This window comes from Sphingomonas sp. Leaf33, from assembly GCF_001421785.1.
Lineage (GTDB): Bacteria > Pseudomonadota > Alphaproteobacteria > Sphingomonadales > Sphingomonadaceae > Sphingomonas.
Genome location: NZ_LMLB01000001.1, coordinates 888282 through 907223, shown reverse-complemented (window position 1 = coordinate 907223; position 18942 = coordinate 888282). Strand labels below are relative to the sequence as shown.

Below are 18942 nucleotides of genomic sequence, written 5' to 3'. Positions count from 1 at the left end.
ACGCCTTGTCCTTCGTTCCGCCTCTGCAAAGACAATCGGGAGTGAGAGATGCCGCTCGTCGTCAATGGGATGGAAGTGCCGGCCCCCGCCGACGCACGAACGTCGCTGCTCGATCATCTGCGGGAGGGATTGCACCTGACCGGCACCAAGAAGGGCTGCAATCAGGGCGCCTGCGGGGCGTGCACGGTGCTGGTCGATGGCGAACGGATCCTGTCGTGTCTGGCCCTGGCGGTGCAGTATGACGGCCGACGGATCACGACGGTCGAGGGGCTCGAGGAAGACGGCGAGCTCCATCCCCTGCAGGCCGCCTTCATCGAGCATGACGGTTTTCAGTGCGGTTACTGCACGCCCGGCCAGATCTGTTCGGCGATCGGCATGGCGGCGGAGGCGCGGCGCGGGGTGCCGAGTTATCTGAGCGACGACCTTTCCGCCGACGTCACGCTGACCCGCGACGAGGTCCAGGAACGAATGAGCGGCAACCTATGCCGCTGCGGGGCGCACAACGGGATCATCGATGCGATCCGTGCGACGGTGGCGGCATGACCCCGTTCGACTATGCCCGCCCCGCCGACCGGACCGAAGCCGTTCGGATGGGCGCCGCGAGCGACGCCGCGTATCTCGGTGGCGGCACCAACATCGTCGACCTGATGCGCGAGCGGATCGCGCGACCGACGCGGCTGGTCGACGTCAGCGGCCTGCCGGGCGAGATCGTCGAGACCGACGGCGGCGGCCTGCTGATCGGCGCCGCGGTGCGCAACACCGCGCTTGCCGAGCACCACATCGTGCGCGAGCGCTATCCGGTGCTGGCCCGCGCGATCCTGGCGGGCGCTTCGGCGCAGGTCCGCAACATGGCGACGGTCGGCGGCAACCTGCTCCAGCGGACGCGGTGCACCTATTTCTACGACACCGACGGATCGCGCTGCAACAAGCGGGAACCTGGGTCGGGCTGTGACGCGCGCGAGGGGTTCAACCGTATCCATGCCGTGCTCGGTGCGTCGGCGGCGTGCGTGGCGACGCATCCGTCCGACATGTGCGTGGCGCTGGCCTTGCTCGATGCCACCGTGCACCTCGATGGTCCGAACGGCGCGCGCACCCTGGCCTTTGGCGACCTGCACCGACTGCCCGGCGACCGGCCGGATCGCGACACCGCGCTGGAAGCGGGCGAGCTTGTCACCGCAGTGGAGCTTCCCCCGCTGCCGCTTGCCGCGACCTCGACCTATCGCAAGGTCCGCGACCGCGCGAGCTACGCCTTTGCACTCGTTTCCGTCGCCGCAGCAGTGGAGATGGACGCGGATCGGATCGCCGATGTGCGGATCGCGCTCGGCGGCGTCGCGCACAAGCCGTGGCGCGCAACCAGGGCGGAAGCAGTGCTGCGCGGCGGGCCGGCGACGCACCAAGCGTTTCTCGACGCCGCCGCAGCCGAATTCGCCGACGCCCAGCCGCTTAGCGACAACGGCTTCAAACCGGCGCTGGCATCGCGAACGCTCGCCGCCGTGCTGGCCGAACTGACCAAGGGAGACGCGGCATGAGCATCGTCGATACCGCCAAGCAGACCGCACAGGGGCTGGTGCAGAGTGCGCTGGAAAAGCTCGTCCCGCTCGCCCCCGACAGCTGGATCCCCGGCGGGAAGCCCGATCCGCTGATCGCCCGCAAGCATGGGCTGATCGGTACACCCGTGTCCCGGCTCGACGGCCGGCTAAAGGTAACGGGCGCCGCCGCCTTCGCGGCCGAACACCGGTTCGACGACATGGTTTATGCCGCGCTCGCCTATGCGACGATTCCGCGCGGGCGGATCGCCGCGATCGACACGCACGCAGCCGAGGCTGCGCCCGGCGTCGTGCTGGTGATGACGCACCTGAACGCCCCGCGGATGGCGCCGCCGCCTGTGTTCGGTTCGTCGCCGACCGCAGTCGGCGCGTCCGACCTGCCGATCCTGCAGGACGACCGCATCCACTGGAACGGCCAGCCGGTCGCGTGCGTGCTGGCCGACAGCCAGGAACAGGCCGACTACGCCGCATCGTTGCTGGACGTGACCTACGACACCGATCCATCGACCACCGATCTTGCCGGCGCCCGGGCGAATGGCGTCGAACAGGGCCTGTTCATGGGCCAGCCGCTGCTGAACGAGATCGGCGATGCGCAGGCCGCGCTGGCCGCCGCGCCGCACCGGGTCGACCAAGTCTATCGGACGCCCCGTCACAATCACAACCCGATCGAACCGCACGCCGCGACGCTCGCCTGGGTCGGCGACACGCTAGTGATCCACGACGCCAGCCAGATGGTCACGCAGCAGGCGCAGACCATGGCCGACGTGTTCGGGCTGAAGACCGAACAGGTCCGCCTGACCTCGCCCTATGTCGGCGGCGGGTTCGGCAGCAAGGGGCTGTGGGACCATCAGATCATCGCCGCCGCCGCTGCGAAGCTCAGCGGCCGGCCGGTGTGCATCGCGCTGTCGCGAGAGGGAGTGTACCGCATCGTCGGCGGGCGTACGCTGACCGAACAGCGCGTCGCGATCGGCGCGCAGGCGGACGGACGATTCGACGCGCTGATCCACACCGGCCTGTCGGTAATGACCCCGCACAACAATATGCCCGAGCCGTTCATCCTCGGCACGCGCGCCGCCTATGCCGTGCCGAACATGCTGCTGAAGGTCGAGATCGCGCGCATGAACATGCTCGCCAACACCTTCATGCGCGCGCCGGGCGAAGCGGTCGGCACCTTTGCGCTCGAATCCGCGATCGACGAACTGGCCGTCGACCTCGGCATCGATCCGGTCGAACTGCGCATCCGCAACGAGCCGGACAAGGATCCGACGAGCGGCCTGCCGTTCTCGTCGCGCCACATCGTCAAGGCATGGCGTCAGGGCGCCGAGCGGTTCGGCTGGCAGGATCGCCCCACCACGCCCGGATCGCGGCAGGACGGCGAATGGCGGATCGGCACGGGCTGCGCGACCGGCACGTACCCCTATTACCGGATGCCCGGCGCAGAGGCACGGATCACGCTGACCCGCGATGGCGACGACGTCACCGCGATGGTGGAGGTCGCCGCGGCCGAGATGGGCATGGGCACGTCCACGACGACCGCGATCGTCGCCGCCGAGCGATTGGGATTGCCGCTGGAGCGGGTCGATGTCGGCTATGGGGATTCCACCATCCCCGGCGCGATCATGGCCGGCGGATCGCAGCAGACCGCCGCGATCGGGGCCGCCGTCATCGCCGCGCACGGCGAACTGGTCGGCGAGTTGCTGAAACTTGCCGGCAACGACTCCCCGCTCGCCGGGCTGTCGGCGGACGAAGTCGGCAGCGATGCCGGCGGGCTTGCCAGCCTGGACGATCCCGCGCGGCGCGAAAGCTACGCATCGATCCTCGCCCGGGCCCAACGCGACAGCGTGACGGTGACGAAGGCCGGCTCGACCCCGTTCGAACTGATGCACTGGTCGATGCATTCGCACAGCGCGCTGTTCTGCGAAGTGCGGGTCAATGCCGTGACCGGGGAGACGCGCGTCACGCGCTTCCTGGGGTCGTTCGATTGCGGCCGCATCCTCAATCCCAAGACCGCGACCAGCCAGTTCCGCGGCGGGATCATCATGGGGCTCGGCATGGCGTTGATGGAGGAGACGCTGTTCGACGAACGCAACGGCCGGATCATGAACCCCAGCCTGGCCGAATATCACCTGCCGGTGCACCTCGACGTGCCGGAGATCGACGTGATCTGGACCGACATTGCCGACCCGCACACGCCGATGGGCGCGCACGGCATCGGCGAGATCGGCATCACCGGCGTCGCCGCCGCGGTCGCCAACGCCATCTACAACGCGACCGGCACGCGCGTCCGCGACCTGCCGATCACGCTGGACAAGGTGATCGGCGCAGTCGACGGACAGGGGTCGGGCGACGGGTAACGGTTACTTGCCGGCGCCCGGCCCGACGATCCTGAATTCGCTGGGTGGCGTCGCGCCCATCAGGTGCTCGACGAAATAGTCCCACCGGCGGCGCATCATGTAGCTGGACTGATCGCCATACCCGTGGCGGGCTCGCGGGAACAGGATCAGGTCGAAGTCCTTGTTCGCCTTTTGCAGCGCATCGACGACCAGTAGCGTGCTCGACACCGGCACATTGTCGTCGAGCATACCGTGCGCGAGCAGCAGCTTACCCTTCAGATTTTTGGCCAAGTCCTGGTTAGCCTGCAGGTCGTAGTTCGTCGTCTTACCGTCATTCTTCAGCAACCCGAGATACTTCTCGTAATAATCGTCCTCGTAGTTCCGGTTGTCGTGGTTGCCGCTTTCGGCGATGCCGACCTTGAAGAAATCAGGGTAGCGGAACATCGCCGCCGCGGTCGCATTGCCGCCGCCCGAATGCCCCCAGATGCCGATGCGGTCCGTATCGAGCCAGGGGTAGCGCCGGGCAAGATCCTGGATGCCGGTCACCTGATCGGGCACGGCCTGCTTGCCCATGTCGCGATAATAATAGTCCTGGAACGCCTTGGACCGCCGCGGCGTGCCCATCCCGTCGATCTCGACGACTGCGAAGCCCAGTTGCGCCAACGCCCCGGCGTCGCCCGCAGCCGCGGAGAATTGCCGCGACGGGATCGTCCCCGTGAACGGGCCCGGATAGATGTAATCGACGACCGGATATTTGCGCGCCGGATCGAGCCCGGCCGGCTTGAAGAGCAGGCCGTGGCACAAGGTCCTGCCGTCGCTGCACCGGACAGCGATGCTTTCCGGCGCCTGCCACCCCGCCGCCCGCAAGCGGGTCAGATCGCCCTTGGCAAGCTGCTGCACGACCGCGCCGTCCGCGCGCCGCAGCACCGCGGTCTGCGCCTCCTGCGGGGTCGAATAGATGTCGACGAAATATCGCCCGTCGCTCGACGGGATCGCGATATGGTCCTGGCGCTCGGGCGTCAACAGCGTCGGCGTGCCGCCCTTCAGGTCGATCGCGTAGATGCTGCGGTAATAGGGATCGACCCCGCGCTCGCGCCCGACACCGGCGACGAGCATACGGCCCGTACGCTCGTCGATGTGGACAGGGTGATCGACGTTCCATTGCCCGCGCGTCACCTGCCGCAGCAGTTTCCCGGTGCGCGCGTCGTACAGATAGTAATGCCCCCAGTCGTCGCGCTGCGACCACCACAGGATTTCCCCACGCTCCGACAGATAGCGCCAGTTGATCCCCTCGTCGTTATACCCGCTGTCGAACCAGGTCGGCACGGTTTCGGTGAACACGTCGCGCACCGCGCCGGTCGTCGCATCGGCGATACGCACCGTCTCCACCTTGTGGTCGCGCGAGGTGGAGACGAACGCCAGCGTCCGCCCGTCCTTCGCCCACTGCATGTCCTGCGGGCCGTCGCCGCACACGATGTCGTCGCACAGCGACGACCGGTGCAGGTCCACCGGCATCTTGAGACGGGTCACGGCGCCGGCGTCGACATCGACGATGACGCGGTGGATTTTGAAGATATCCTTGTCGCCGACGAACGGATATTTCCACGTCTCGACGACCGAATGACCGACCTGCGTCGTGGTGGTCGAGAAATCGGCGACGGCGCGCTGGTCCTGCTGGAAGGTCGCCAGCTTCCTGGAATCCGGCGACCAGATCACGATCGCCCTGTCCGAACGCTGCCAGCCCGCATTGTCGGTCGCGTAGCCGAAATCCTTGACGCCATCGGTCGTCAGCTGCCGCTCCGCCCCGGTGCCCATGTCGCGGACCCACAGGTTCCAGTCGCGCACGAAGGCCGCACGCCTGCCGTCCGGCGACACGACGCCCGCCGGCTCGGCCCGGCGCGCGGCCGGCGTCTCCGGCGCCTTCGTGCAGCGATAGGGTTGGACCAGCGCGCACGCGTAGCGCTCGCCACGGACGCTGACGACCGCGCTGTTCTGCGCGAAGTCGGGCTCGAAACCGCTCAGCCCAAGCTTCGTCGCGTCCCGTTCCTTCAGCCCCGCCGCGTTCAGCGCACCCAGCAGCACGCCGGTATCGACCGCAGGCGCCGTCGTGCCCTTTTCGGCATCGACCAGCATGATCGTCGGCACGCCGCGGTTTGTGTCGATGTACCAGAAGCGCCGTGCATCGACCCAGGTCGCGCTGCGCACCGCATGATCGACCAGCGGGCCGGTCCACGGACCCAGCTGGCGCATGGCGCGGGAGTAGTCGGCATCGGTCACGACCGGCCGCTGTTGCGCGGCCGCCGTGCCGGCGATCAGGGAAAGCGAGAGACAGCTGGCGAGAAGACGCATCAGGGAGCTTTCTGAACAGGACGATCCGACGATCCGCAGGCAAACAGATGCAGGAGCGATCGTCCCTGCCCGCTAACCGGCGACCCCGTCGCAATCGATAGGATGCGCGGGGTTATGCAGGCGGTCCACGGTGGTCGCAAGAGCGCCCGTCCGCCGATTTCCTTGCGGAACCTGCCTCTATTCTCGTGGCATTGGTCGGATCTGCGACTACGCTGGGCGCGGTTCGCAATCCAAGGCCTTGTGAAAATGGCACGTGTCGCAGTCGAGGGTCTGGAAAAGCGGTTCGGTGCGACGGTCGCGCTGGCGCCGACCGACCTGTCCATCGCGGACGGTGAGTTCGTCGTAATCGTCGGGCCATCCGGGTGCGGCAAGTCGACGCTGCTGCGGCTGATCGCCGGGCTGGAGCAGGAAACGGGCGGGCGCGTCGTCATCGGCGGGCGCGATGTCACCGACGCGCCCCCCGCGGAGCGTGGCGTCGCGATGGTGTTCCAGTCCTATGCGCTTTATCCGCACCTGACCGTTGCCGGCAACATCGGCTACCCCTTGCGGATCGCGCGGCAGCCAAGGCCCGTGATCGCCGCGCGCGTGGCGGAGATCGCCGCGACCCTCGACCTGACCGACCTGCTCGATCGGCGTCCGGCTGAGCTGTCGGGCGGGCAGCGCCAGCGCGTGTCGATCGCCCGCGCGATCATCCGCGAACCCGGCGTGCTGCTGCTGGACGAGCCGCTCTCCAACCTGGACGCAGAACTCCGCGTGCGGATGCGGCATGAATTCGCGCGGCTGCACGACCGGCTGAAAACGACGATGATCTATGTGACGCACGACCAGCTGGAGGCGATGACGCTCGCCAACCGCATCGTCGTCATGAACGGCGGCCATGTCCAGCAGGTCGGCGCGCCGATCGACCTGTACGATGCGCCGGCGAACCTGGCGGTCGCGCGCGCGATCGGGTCGCCCAGCATGAACTTGATCCCCGGCGTGCTGGCGGACGACGGCCGCACCGTGCGGCTGGGCGACGGGACCGCGGTCGCGACCGCCGTTCGCGGACGGCCGGGCGAAAGCGTGACGCTGGGCGTGCGGCCCGAACATCTGGTCGCCGCCGACGACGGCGTCTTCGCCGGCGCGGTCGAGCTGTTCGAGCGGCTGGGCCCGCTCTCGTTCGCGCACCTGGGTGCCCGTGGAGCTGTCGGCACGATCGTCGCGCAACTGCCGGGCGACCGCGGCGTCACGTTGGGTGAGACGCTACGCTTTGCCGCACCACCGGGTCGCGTCCACGTCTTCGGCGCCGACGGCTCAGCCCTTCACGCTGCCGCCTAGCAGCCCGGTCATGTAATAGCGCTGCAGCGCCAGGAAGATCGCCAGCACCGGCAGCGTGGTGACCACCGACGACGCCATCATAAGTTCGCCGTCCGCGGCATGTTCGCGTACGATCGCGGCGACCGCGACGGGCAGCGTATATTTGTTCTGGTCGGTCAGCACGATCAGCGGCCACAGGAAGTCGTTCCAGCTGGCCAGGAACGTGAACACCGCCAGCGTCACGGTGACCGGCGCCAGCAGCGGCAATATGATCGTGCGGAAGATCTGCACTTCGCTCGCCCCGTCCAGCCGCGCGGCGTCGATCATCTCGTCGGGAATGGCCAGCGTCGTCTGGCGGACGAACAGCACCGCGAAAATGCCGGCAAGGCTCGGCAGGATGACCCCGGCATAGGTGTTCACCAGGCCGACCGCCTCCAGCATCAGGAACAGCGGCAGCATCGCGACCTGCCCGGGAATGACGAGCGCCGCGATCAGCAGTTTCAGCAGCCGCGCCCGCCCGCGGAACTCCAACTTGGCAAAGGCATAGCCCGCCGGCACCGTCAGGATCAGCGCGAGCAGCGTCGCGACCGCCGCCACGAACAGGCTGTTCCACAGCGCCGGCAGCACGCGGTAATCGAACCACACGCCCTCATACAATCGCCGGACCAGCAGCTCGTGATAGTTCTCGAGGCTCCAGCGCTCGGGCCAGAACGGCGGCGGGAAACGGCTGGAGGCGTAGCGCGGCATGAACGACACCAGCACCATCCAGACGAGCGGCAGCAGCGTCACCGCGGTCAGGACCGCGACCGCCGCGTTCGCCAGAATCGCGCGGGTCCGGCGACGCCCGATCACAGCCACCGGTACCGCCGCCCGATCCGCGCCTGGACCCAGGTCACGCCTAGGATCAGCACCAGCAGGACCAGCGCGACCGCCGATGCCTGCCCCAGGTTCCACCATTTGAACCCTTCGTCGAACATGAAATACAGCACCGTCACCGTGCTCTGCGCCGGACCGCCCATCGTCATGACATAGGGTTCGGCAAAGATCTGGAGGAAGCCCGCGACGCTCATCACCGCGGCCAGCAGCAGCGTCGGGCCGATCGCGGGCAGCGTCACGTCGCGGAACCGCTGCCAGCGCGATGCCCCGTCCAGCCGCGCCGCCTCCATCAACTGGGTCGGCACGGTCGACAGCGCCGCGGTAAAGACGATCATGTTGTAGCCGAAGATCTTCCACGTCACGAAGATCAGGATCGCCGGCACCGACGCGCGCGGATCGCCCAGCCAGTCGACCGGCCCGATCCCGACCGGGCTGAGCGCATAGTTGAGCAGGCCGTAGCGGGTGTTGAGCACATAGCGCCACACGATCGCGGTCGCGACGACGCTGGTGACATAGGGCGCGAACAGCGCGACCCGCCAGAACGGTTTCCACCGGACGCTGGAATCGTTCAGCAACAGCGCGGCGAATAGCGACGCGCCGATCGCCATCGGCACGCCCAGCACCGCGAACAGCGCGGTGTTGCGCAGCGCCCGCCAGAACAGCGGCGTCGCGAACAGCTCGCGGAAATTGTCCAGCCCGACGAAGCGAAGGTTCCGCGTGTCGGCCATCGCGTAGATGCTATAATCGGTCACCGACAGCGCCAGCGCCAGGATCGTCGGCGCCAGGAAGACGATCGTGATGATCGTCAGCACGGGCGCGGTAAACGCCCAGCCGGTCCTTTCCTGCCGCGTCATGCGATCTGCCCGCCCGCAACCAGCGCGCGGCGCTTGGCGAGGATGCTGTCGGCACGGCGATCGGCCTCGGCAAGGCCCGCGTCGATCGTCATCAGCCCGCGCGCCATGCGTTCGGCGATCAGCTGCACCTCGATCTGGATGCGCTCCCACCCGACGATCATCGGCGAACGCGCCAAGTCGTGCGCCTGTTCGAAGAACGGCTGGAGCACGGGCTGCGGAAAGGTCAGCCGGTCCCAGGCGTCGATCCGCGCCGGCAGGCTGCCGATCAGGTCGGCGAAGCGCAGCTCGCTCGCCGCCGATGTCAGATACCGGACCAGCCGCCAGCCATCGGCCTGCCGCGGCGATGATGCGGACACGCACAGGCTGACGTCCTTCGCCGATGTCGGTCCCGGCCCGCGCGGTCCGGCGACGCGCGCCGCCCCCCACAGCGCCGCCGGCAGTTCTGCCTGGCGTCGGCGCATGTCGAGCAACCACGTCGGCTCCGCCTCCCACACCGCGAACTGCCCGGCGGCAAAAGCGGCGAGCGGGTCCTGCACTTCGGTCGACGCGGCCAGTGGGGCATAGCCGTCGCGGAACAGCGAGATGTAATAGGCGAACGCCTCGCGAGCCTCGGGCGTCTGGAAATTTCCGCGGGTGTCTTGGTCCTTCAGCGGATAGGCGTCGTTCTGGGCCAGCATCGTGAACAGCCAGCCTTCGTAGTTGAGCAGCGCCAGAAAGACATGGTCGTCGGGGCGCCGTCGCTTGATCGCCGCCGCCATCGTCCGCCAGCCGTCCCACGTCACCGGCGGTGTCTCGTACCCGGCGTCGGCCAGGATATCGCGCCGGAAATACTGGACCTTCGGCGCGACCGACCAGGGCACGCCATAATCGCGCCCGGCGATCCGGCTGTCCTCGACAAGTCCCGGGAACAGGCCGGCGGTCAGCGACGGATCGGGCACCGGGGCGATGGCGCCGATCATCTGGAATTCGGACAGCCAGCCATTGGGTAGCATCAGCACATCGGGCAGGACGCCCCCGGCATGGGCCGTCAGCAGTTTCTCGTGCGCGGCGGTCCACGGGATCGACTGCACCTCCACCGGCACGCCGGTCGCCTGGGTAAAGGCGGTGGTCAGGTAGGGCGCGTAGTCGCCCTGGTAGCTCATCGCCCACAGCACGATCGCCCGCGGGTCGCGACGGGGGGCACAGGCGCTCGCCAGCAGCGCGAGCGGCGCTCCGCCCAGCAGGGTCCGGCGGTCCAGCCCGCCGATCTGGCCGATCCGCTCCACGCGCGACAGCGTGGCAGGTTGCCCCGGTGCCGGCCAGCGAAGTCTAATGAAAGCTTTTGATCGCGATCAACTTGGACGCGCTCGGTACTCTATCGTGCTTGCCGCATCCTACCGAATGGGCGCTTAGTCACGGCAACGTCGTGCCGCGAGCCCGGCTGGAAACGGGGAAAGACACATGCCGATCACACTGTCCGCGCGCGCGATGCTCTTCTGCGGCATCGCGCTGCTTGCGTGCATCGCCGCGGCTCCGGCGCACGCTCAGACGACCGTGCCCGAAGCGCCGGCCGCCGCCGACGACACCGCCGCCGCGCCGGAGGTCGTCGTCACCGGATCGCGCATCCAGCGCCCGGATTATGCCGCGCCCAACCCGATCGTCTCGCTCGACGCAACGACGCTGCGCGAATCCGGCAACACCAACGTCACCAGCTTCCTCCAGCGCGTGCCGGCGCTGACCAACTCGCTCGACAACAGCCGTACCGCCGGCAATTCGCAGAACGAGGCGAGCCTCGGCCAGGCCGGGCTCAACCTGCTCGACCTGCGCGGCCTGGGCACCAACCGCACGCTGGTGCTGGTCAACGGCCGGCGCCACGTCGCCAGCCAGTTCGATACCGCGGCCGTCGACATCAACGCGATCCCGACCGACCTGATCGAGCGGGTCGATGTGCTGACCGGCGCGGCGTCGGCCGTGTATGGCGCGGACGGCGTCTCTGGCGTCGTCAATTTCGTGCTCCGCCGCGACTTCGACGGTATCGCCGCGCGCGCACAGGCCGGCATCTCGGCCCGCGGCGACGCCGGCAACCGCTTTGCCTCGGTCATCGCCGGGCGCAACTTCGCCGACGGCCGCGCGAACGTGACGCTCGGCTATGAATACAACGCCGAGGACCCGCTGGCGAACGACGATCGCAGCTTCCTCGCCTCCGCCAATCGCTTCAACTTCGTCAATCTCGACAATTACGATCCGACCCGCCCCGGCAGCTACCAGCAGGGGCCGGTCGCCGATATCCGCTATGCGCAGAGCTCGCCGTACGGCCTTGTCTATATCGGCAACCAGATCTTCCGCGGCGACGGCGCGATCTACACGCCCGGCCGGCAGTTGCAGAACGACAGCTACACGCTGGGCGGCGACGACACCCCGGTCGCGGGCTACATCGGCGACATCCTGCCGCGCACGCGTCGCCACGCGGTCAACCTGCTGACCCGCTTCGACGCATCGGATGCGTTCAAAGTCACGCTGGAGGGCAAGTTCGTCCAGTCGGAAGCCCGCACGTTCGGCAGCTACAGCGGCACCTACCCCTCGACGATCGCCTTCGACAATCCGTTCCTGCCGGCCTCGATCCTGCGCGCCGCCCGTGCCAACGGCGACAGCGCGGTCTATATCAGCCGCAACAACTTCGACCTGCCTCGCCGCGGCGAGGACGATCGCCGTCGCACCTGGCGCGGCGTGGTCGACGTCGCCGGGCGGCTGAGCGACCATGCCAGCTACGACGCCTACTACACCTACGGCCGCACCGACATTCGCGCGACCAAGCTGAACGATCGCATCGTCGCCAACTTCGTCGCGGCGATCGACGCCGTTCGCGACGCATCGGGGGCGATCGTCTGCCGCTCGGCCGCGGCAAGCACCGCGGGCTGCGTTCCGCTCAACACGTTCGGCATCAACACCGCCAACCCGGCCGCCTTCGATTATTTCCTGGTCGATCCGGTCAGCACCGCGCGCGTCGAGCAGCATGTCGCCAACGCATCTCTGACCGGTGACCTCGGCCAGTTGTTCGAGCTGCCGGGCGGGCCGATCCAGTTTGCGGTCGGTGGGGAATATCGCCGCGAATCGAGCCGCTTCCGGCCCGACGCCGGCTTGGCGAGCGGCGCGTACTTCTCGGTCGATGACGGGATCTACGACGAACCTGTCATCCAGACGCCGTCGCGCGGCGCCTTCGACGTATGGGAAGTGTTCGGCGAGCTGAACGCGCCGCTCGTCAAGGACCGGCCGTTCGCGCATCTGCTGTCGGTCGGCGCGGCGGGGCGCTATTCGGACTATTCCACCATCGGGGGAACGCGCGCCTACCAGTTCAACGCGGTCTATGCCCCGGTCCGCGACCTGACGTTCCGCGGGTCGTACGGGCGATCGGTTCGCGCCCCCAACATCGCCGAGATCTTCCGCCCGCGCACCGGTTTCGCCGACTTCATCAGCGATCCCTGCTACCTCGGCAGCCGCAATCAGGGGACGCAGTATCGCGAGGCGAACTGTCGCGCGCTGATCACCGCAGCGGGCGGCAATCCGGCAAGCTTCACCGACGCGAACAATCCCGACGCCAACGTCAACATCCCCGGCGCGCAGCAGGGCAATGCGAACCTGCGTCCCGAAGTCGCGCGGACGTGGACCGCCGGGCTGGTGCTGCGCCCCGGGTTTCTGCCGAGCCTGCAACTCGCGCTCGACTGGTACGATATCCGGCTGCGCGATGCGATCAGCCAGGCATCGCCGACGACGATCGCCGAACTGTGCGTCGATCAACCGACGACCGACAACCCCTTCTGCCGCGCGATCTCACGGCGGCGGGGGACGGGGTACATCAACGGCTATGTCGTCCAGCCGGAGAATGTCGCCGCCTTCCGCACCGTAGGGCTGGAGGCGAACGTGACCTACCGGATCGATACCGCCCGCCTCGGCCGGTTCGATCTCCGGCTGATCGGTGGCTATCTCCATCGCCTCGAACAGGTCGCGACCCCTGGTGCGGAGGTCGAGAACAACGTCGACCGGCCGTTCCGCCCGAAGTATACCGTCACCTTCTCGCCGACCTGGACGACGGGGCCGCTGACGCTCGCCTACAGCCTGCGCTGGCAGAACGGCGTGCGGCGCTTCTCGCGCTTCGCGACCGACGACAACCCGACCTTCGTCGCGCCGCAGTATTTCCGGTTCAAGGAATTGTGGCAGCACGACGTGCAGCTGGCGATCGCGGCGGGCAAGGATTTCTCGTTCTACCTCGGCGCCAACAACCTGGCCGACCAGAAGCCCGACATCGGGTTCGAGACGAACGTGCCCGTCTCGCCGCTTGGCCGCTATCTGTACGCCGGCGTCCGCGTGGGTCTGGGGCGCTGACGCCCCGCTTGCCCTGACCGACCGGGACACGCATAGGCGGGCGATGCACTTCCCCTCCGATGCGTTCCCGGCCGATCTGCCGCTCGACGCCTATGACGTCGTCATTCCCTGTTACGACCGCGCGCACGTCGTCGCGGACGCCGTCGAAAGCGTGCTGGCGCAGTCGCCCGCTCCGGCGCGGGTGATCGTGGTCGACGACGGGTCGCGCGACGGCAGCGCCGATGTCATTCGCGCGCTGGCCGCAGCGCATCCCGGCCGCGTCGAGGCCGCGATCCTGCCGCGCAACGGCGGCGCGTCGAACGCCCGCAACGTCGGCGCTGCGCTGTGCCCGTCGCCGTGGACCGCCTTCCTCGACAGCGACGACGTCTGGCTGCCCGGTGCCGCCCACGCCCTGCTCCACGGCGCACTGGCGAGCGGCGCGGACATCATCGTCGGACATTTCTCGCGCGTCGAACCCGGCGAAGCACCCGGTGCCCCGGAATGCGGCTGGGACGGCGGCTGCATCCGCGCCGGGCTGATCAGCGGCGGCGTGATCGGCCCGTCGTGGTCGATCGTCCGGCGCGAAACGGTGTTCGACATCGCCGGCTTCGACCCCAGCTTTCATAATTGCAACGACTGGGATTTCTACACTCGCGCCGCCGCGAACGGCGCCGTCTTCGCGCGGATCGACGCGACCGTCGCGCAGTACCGCACGGTCGCAGGCTCGCGACTGGTGAACGACCACGCCCAGGGCATGGAGAACGCACGCCGCGTCCTGGCGCACCCCTATCTGCTGGATTGATCGGTCCGGCAGCCAGGTCCTAGTTCACGACCGATCATGACTTCGGCTTAGGCGGTCGGCTCGCCGGTGAGATAGGGATCGACCGGCACCTCCGCCGGGATAGAAATCTGCGGTATCGGCCTGGACGCTGCCGCCGCCAGCCAGTCGGCGCCGCGCTCCCGCTGTCGAGTGGAGCCGTCACCGCGAGTTGGGACGCGACCATAGATCGTCCGTTCGCGGTCGGAGGGCGAGCCGGCAAACATGGTGGCCAAGTTGCCGTAGGTCGATGGGTCGCGACCATCCAGGCTCAGCCGGTCGTTGAGATAGCAAGCTGTCGCCCATGCCGCCTCGGGACTGGGCGTCATCGCGATGATGCGCTTGCCCCAGTACATCCGCAGATTGTTGTGCATCCAGCCATCAACAAGAAACTGCTTTTGGCAGGCGTTCCATGTCTCGTCGCGGGTCTCGCCGCGAACCAGCGCTTCGAGCGACTCCAGGTCGGGTCGGGGGTCGCCGGCGTGGTTTGCAAGCGTTTCGACGGCCCAGGTCGGGACGCGGTCGTATCGCTCCGGCGCGGACAGCCCCCGCGCCTGATAATGAAACCACTCCCGCCAGCCGAGAAGCTCGTCGGCGAACTTGGCCTTGTGCTTAGCGCCCGCCGTCGACGCGGACACCGCAGCCATCACCTCGCGGGGGCCGAGCACGCCAAAGTGCAGATACGGCGACAGGCCGCTCGCGCTGTCCTCCCGCGTGGCATCGTTGCGCGACGACGCATAGCCGGGCAGCACCTCGGTCAACAACCGCCCCACCCGATCTTCCGCCGCGTGTCGACCAGCCGGGTACATCGTGCTCGGCGGAACGCTGTGATCGATCGCGACACCGGCCACCAGCGCGCCGAGACTACATGCCGCAAGCTCGTCTGGTAAGAATGGCAGCGGCCCGGCGTACTCTGGCACCTGCGCCACCGCCTCGTCCGCTTCGATCCAATTCGCACGCTCGGGTTCTTGGCGCCGAAGGAAGCCGGAGCGACCGCGTATGTCGTCGCCGAGCACGGCCGGCGGTACCAGGCAGGCGGCGTTGACCGCATACACCGGCACCACCGCTCGCATCGCAACCCGATCGGACTGCCAACGGGCTACGAAGGTCGGCTGATCCTCCAGCACGATAGCCGCCGCCTCCGCACCGAGCCGGTGCACCAGACCTTTCTCCCGACGTCCTGCCCGATCGACGTGGTGAACGCAGACCAGGCCGCGTTCGCGGCATCCGGCGCCAAGATCGCGGCTGGCCCCAAGAATGAAATGGTGCAGACGGTCGGACGCATACGGATAATCCTCGCGCACGCCGTGATAAACCAGCACCGGCAAGCCCAGTGCATTGCCCAGCCGTATGCTTGCATCGATGACTGGATTATCGCGTGCGCGCAGCGCCTGCTGCAGCCAACACAGGACATAGCGGCCATTCAGGTTTGGCGCGCGGTTGTTCAGCGTCCGCACGCGCGGTGCATCCCGCCATTCCCGCAATCCTTGGGGCAGAGCGGCCGTCATCATCTCCGGATCCACGGCAGACCTTTCAGCGGCCCGCTTGAGTTGGACCTGCTCCGGCCGCCGCAGAGGCTACCGGCGGTGTCGGCGACACTCGCGCCGATGATCGGGATCCAACGATGCATGGCAGACGTCTCCTCTCCTGACCAACGAACGAGACAGGATAAGTCGCACAGCTGAGACATTTTCCGGTCCGCAATCTGCGGCGGCAAAAGCGCGCTGGTCAGCCAGCTTCGTCGACGGACGAGGGCGCTCGTTTCTTCAATACGTCGCGCACCCACCCGCGTTTTCGCGGGAATTTTACCTCGTCGATTGGGCAGCGGACTTACGCGACATCTGCCAATCGCCTGCCTTGGTCAACGAGCATGGTCGCGATCGCACAGGCGTCGACCGGCCGGCTGATAAGATACCCTTGCGCGAAGTCGCACTGGACCGAAGCGAGGAATGCCAGGCACGCCTCGTCTTCGACACCCTCTGCAACGACCTTCAAACCAAGTTCGTGGGCCAGGTCGACGGTCGATCGCACGAGGATCGCGTCTGCGCGGTTCTGGTGTGCATATTGAACGAAGCTGCGATCGATCTTCACTTCCGTCAGCGGCAAACGCTTCAGGTACGACAGCGTTGACTGGCCAGTTCCGTAATCGTCCATCGAGATGGAGATGCCCATGTCGCGGAACAGCGTGAGCGCTGTTCGGGCAGCTTCCGGTTCGACCATCGCTGCGGTTTCGGTCACCTCGAAAATCAACCGCTCGGGCGCGATGCCGCTGCGATGCAACAGCGCGATCAGGTCCGCGCTGAAGCTGCCGGAACTCAGCAGCTTGGCGGAAAGATTTACAGCCGCGGTGAGCGTGTGTCCGGCCCGGCTCCAGGTCCGGAGATCGACGAGCGTCCGTTCGATGACGGCCAGGGTCAGGCTCTCGATCCGGTCGTTCCGTTCGGCAAGCGGGATGAAGAGATCCGGACGCAGCAGGCCGCGCGTCGGGTGCTCCCACCGCACAAGGGCTTCGACGCTCGCGATCCTTCGCGAGGCGAGATCGAGCTTCGGCTGGTAGAGGACCGTCAGCTGACCGTTCTGCACCGCCTCCGTCAGTTCGCCGAGCAATGAAAGATCCAGGTCGATCGCGGCGCCCTCGGCATCGGTGTGAAGGTGCCAGCCGGTCTGTGCTTCGTGCGCATGTTCGGCGGCCAGGGCAGCATTGGCGATCGTCTGATCGCCGTCGTCCGTCCGGCCATGAGCGACGCCGATGGAGAAGCCCACATCGATCCGCCGCCCGCCGACCTCGATCGGTGACAGCATCAGCGCGCGTAGTGTGGCATACCGGTCGGCAAGCTGATCGGCCGTGACCGTTCCGCGCCATGCCAGCATGTGGTCGTTGATCCGATGGATCTCGGCATCCTTGCTGATCAGCCGAATGCGATCGGCGACGCGAAGGAGTAATTGTCCGGTACCGTCGAGAGACAGTCCGCTTGCGAGCTTTTCGAAATCGGCCACGCGAACGACGACTATTCCGCGATCGCGCGAGGTTCGCAAAAGCCCGAGAAGCGCCTGGCGATTGGGCAGACCGGTAAGCACGTCACGCAGGCGCCGCGATTGCCACGCCGTCGCCAGATGCATGGTTATCGTCGCGACAAGCGCACTGCCGACCAGCACGATCGCGGGGACGACGACCACGACGGCGCCAAATGCCGCCTGCACGCCGACGGCCAGCAAAACGAGGATGATCGGAGAGGCGATCCCGATAATGGCGAGGTCGAGGGCGCGCTTGGCGCGGACGATGCCGATCGCCAGGACGAGTGCCACAAGAGCGGCGGCCAGCCAGCCGATACGAACGGGCACGCGCTCGGACAGCGTTTCCGCAGCCAGCGCCTGAATGACGACGCCAGGAACGACACCGTAGTTGGGGACGGGATAGCGATCGCCGAGTTCGATCGCCGTCGCGCCGATCAGGACCTGCCGGCCGCGGACGCTGGCCGGGTCAAAGCGCCCGTCACGGATGTCGATGAAGCTGTGGCGCGGAATGGTCGTGGGATCGATGGCATAGTCGATCGGGAAAAACGCCTCCGCGGTACCGGCCCGACCCGCCAACATCGCCGACAGGGATGGTCGCGGCACACCCGCCGTTACCGTGCCGATGGGCGCTTCTCGGATGGCTCCGTCGCGATCCGGAAGGATGCTGACCGCGGCCAGCGTCGCATTCCGGCGCAGCGCCTCCGGTGGGAGCGAGTCGATTTCCGCGCCATTACGGCTACCGGAAATCTGCCGGAAGGTTGGAAGGATGACCCGCCCTGGAGCCCGGTCGATCGCTGCTGCCAGCGCAGCGTCGCCGGCTCGGCTGGACCGTGACGAAAAGTCGATGTCGAACGCGATCACACTGGCGCCAGCGGCGCGAAGGCGATCGATGACCTTGGCATGTTCTGCACGCGACCACGGCCAGTCATCGATTGCTGCAACGCTGGCGGCATCGACCTCGACGATATGCAGCTCGCCGCTGGCGGGATGGTTCCGCAGCGCCGCGCTCCACCCCGCCAAGGCGCGCTCCATCCCGACACCGCTGCCCGTGGCACCGATCAGAAAAGCCAACAGACAGGAGGCCACCAGGATTGCGAGCACGACATACCGCCACGGTCCGGCTTCGCGCGGCATTGCAGTGAAGGAGTGACCTACCATTCTGTCGTCCTGACCGAAAATGGATAACGATTCGCCAAGAAGACCACTTTGTCCGGGCGTGGCTGATCCGCGAGACCGTTAAAAGTGCAGATCCTGCACGCTGTCCGCAATGAACAATTCGCTGCGGGTGCTCTACGTGTCCGAGCCATCTCTCCCACCGAGTTTTTTCGTGACGTCGTCGATCAGTTTGCGGACGATCTTGTTTGGCTTGCGATTATCGTCATTTTCCTTATTATCCGGCTTGTCGTTCTTGTCGGTGTCCTTGACGTCCGGCTTGTCCTTCTTGTCGGTGTCCTTAGTGCCCGGCTTGTCGGTCTTGTCAGTGTCCTTGGCGTCCGGCTTGTCGGTCTTGTCGGTGT

The 18942-nt window shown here is 67.2% G+C and carries 13 protein-coding genes; 6 read left to right on the top strand and 7 right to left on the bottom strand.

Translation table 11 applies throughout. The features are described 5' to 3' along the window. Nucleotides 1-48: 48 nt before the first annotated feature. Genes ASE86_RS04520 through ASE86_RS04510 form a run of 3 tightly spaced genes read left to right on the top strand, consistent with a single transcriptional unit; the run spans nucleotide 49 to nucleotide 3901 of the window. Nucleotides 49-543, top strand: a complete 495-nt coding sequence (locus tag ASE86_RS04520; RefSeq protein WP_056422917.1) for a 2Fe-2S iron-sulfur cluster-binding protein — start codon at nucleotides 49-51, stop codon at nucleotides 541-543. Beyond that, complete coding sequence (locus ASE86_RS04515; RefSeq protein ID WP_056422913.1) at nucleotides 540-1529, top strand: FAD binding domain-containing protein; 990 nt, start codon at nucleotides 540-542, stop codon at nucleotides 1527-1529. Before ASE86_RS04520 ends, ASE86_RS04515 begins: the two co-directional genes overlap by 4 nt. Then, entirely contained in the window at nucleotides 1526-3901 is a 2376-nt protein-coding gene (locus ASE86_RS04510; protein WP_056422911.1) for a xanthine dehydrogenase family protein molybdopterin-binding subunit, read from the top strand. Before ASE86_RS04515 ends, ASE86_RS04510 begins: the two co-directional genes overlap by 4 nt. A gap of 3 nt (nucleotides 3902-3904) precedes the next feature. Here the strand turns inward: ASE86_RS04510 and ASE86_RS04505 are convergent, their stop codons facing one another. Next, nucleotides 3905-6229, bottom strand: a complete 2325-nt coding sequence (locus ASE86_RS04505; protein ID WP_056422908.1) for a S9 family peptidase — start codon at nucleotides 6227-6229, stop codon at nucleotides 3905-3907. Between the two features lie 246 nt (nucleotides 6230-6475). Here ASE86_RS04505 and ASE86_RS04500 point away from each other — a divergent pair, with 246 nt between their 5' ends. Beyond that, complete coding sequence (locus ASE86_RS04500; RefSeq protein ID WP_056422905.1) at nucleotides 6476-7546, top strand: ABC transporter ATP-binding protein; 1071 nt, start codon at nucleotides 6476-6478, stop codon at nucleotides 7544-7546. Here the strand turns inward: ASE86_RS04500 and ASE86_RS04495 are convergent. Genes ASE86_RS04495 through ASE86_RS04485 form a run of 3 tightly spaced genes read right to left on the bottom strand, consistent with a single transcriptional unit; the run spans nucleotide 7523 to nucleotide 10520 of the window. Next, nucleotides 7523-8383, bottom strand: coding sequence for a carbohydrate ABC transporter permease (locus ASE86_RS04495; RefSeq protein ID WP_056422902.1), 861 nt, complete (start codon nucleotides 8381-8383; stop codon nucleotides 7523-7525). The two genes, ASE86_RS04500 and ASE86_RS04495, sit on opposite strands and share 24 nt — an antisense overlap. Next, nucleotides 8374-9255 (bottom strand): carbohydrate ABC transporter permease, encoded by an 882-nt coding sequence (locus tag ASE86_RS04490; RefSeq protein ID WP_056422898.1) that lies wholly within the window; start codon nucleotides 9253-9255, stop codon nucleotides 8374-8376. The genes ASE86_RS04495 and ASE86_RS04490 overlap by 10 nt, the downstream gene beginning before the upstream one ends. Then, nucleotides 9252-10520 (bottom strand): extracellular solute-binding protein, encoded by a 1269-nt coding sequence (locus ASE86_RS04485; protein ID WP_056422895.1) that lies wholly within the window; start codon nucleotides 10518-10520, stop codon nucleotides 9252-9254. The genes ASE86_RS04490 and ASE86_RS04485 overlap by 4 nt, the downstream gene beginning before the upstream one ends. 175 nt (nucleotides 10521-10695) lie before the next feature. Here ASE86_RS04485 and ASE86_RS04480 point away from each other — a divergent pair, with 175 nt between their 5' ends. Both ASE86_RS04480 and ASE86_RS04475 read left to right on the top strand, forming a co-directional pair. Beyond that, nucleotides 10696-13614 (top strand): TonB-dependent receptor plug domain-containing protein, encoded by a 2919-nt coding sequence (locus tag ASE86_RS04480; protein ID WP_235523984.1) that lies wholly within the window; start codon nucleotides 10696-10698, stop codon nucleotides 13612-13614. A 43-nt stretch (nucleotides 13615-13657) separates the two neighbouring features. Then, nucleotides 13658-14395: a glycosyltransferase family 2 protein gene (locus ASE86_RS04475; protein WP_056422892.1), complete on the top strand. Its 738-nt coding sequence runs from the start codon at nucleotides 13658-13660 to the stop codon at nucleotides 14393-14395. A gap of 47 nt (nucleotides 14396-14442) precedes the next feature. Here the strand turns inward: ASE86_RS04475 and ASE86_RS04470 are convergent, their stop codons facing one another. The 3 genes from ASE86_RS04470 to ASE86_RS16195 all read right to left on the bottom strand — a co-directional run. Further along, nucleotides 14443-15921 carry a deoxyribodipyrimidine photo-lyase gene (locus tag ASE86_RS04470; protein ID WP_056426589.1) on the bottom strand — a complete coding sequence of 493 codons (1479 nt, stop codon included), beginning with the start codon at nucleotides 15919-15921 and terminating at the stop codon, nucleotides 14443-14445. A 319-nt stretch (nucleotides 15922-16240) separates the two neighbouring features. Next, nucleotides 16241-18526, bottom strand: coding sequence for a putative bifunctional diguanylate cyclase/phosphodiesterase (locus tag ASE86_RS04465; RefSeq protein WP_162233306.1), 2286 nt, complete (start codon nucleotides 18524-18526; stop codon nucleotides 16241-16243). Nucleotides 18527-18715: 189 nt separating this feature from the next. After that, on the bottom strand, nucleotides 18716-18942 hold a 227-nt coding region (locus ASE86_RS16195; protein ID WP_200911480.1), incomplete at its 5' end, for a hypothetical protein.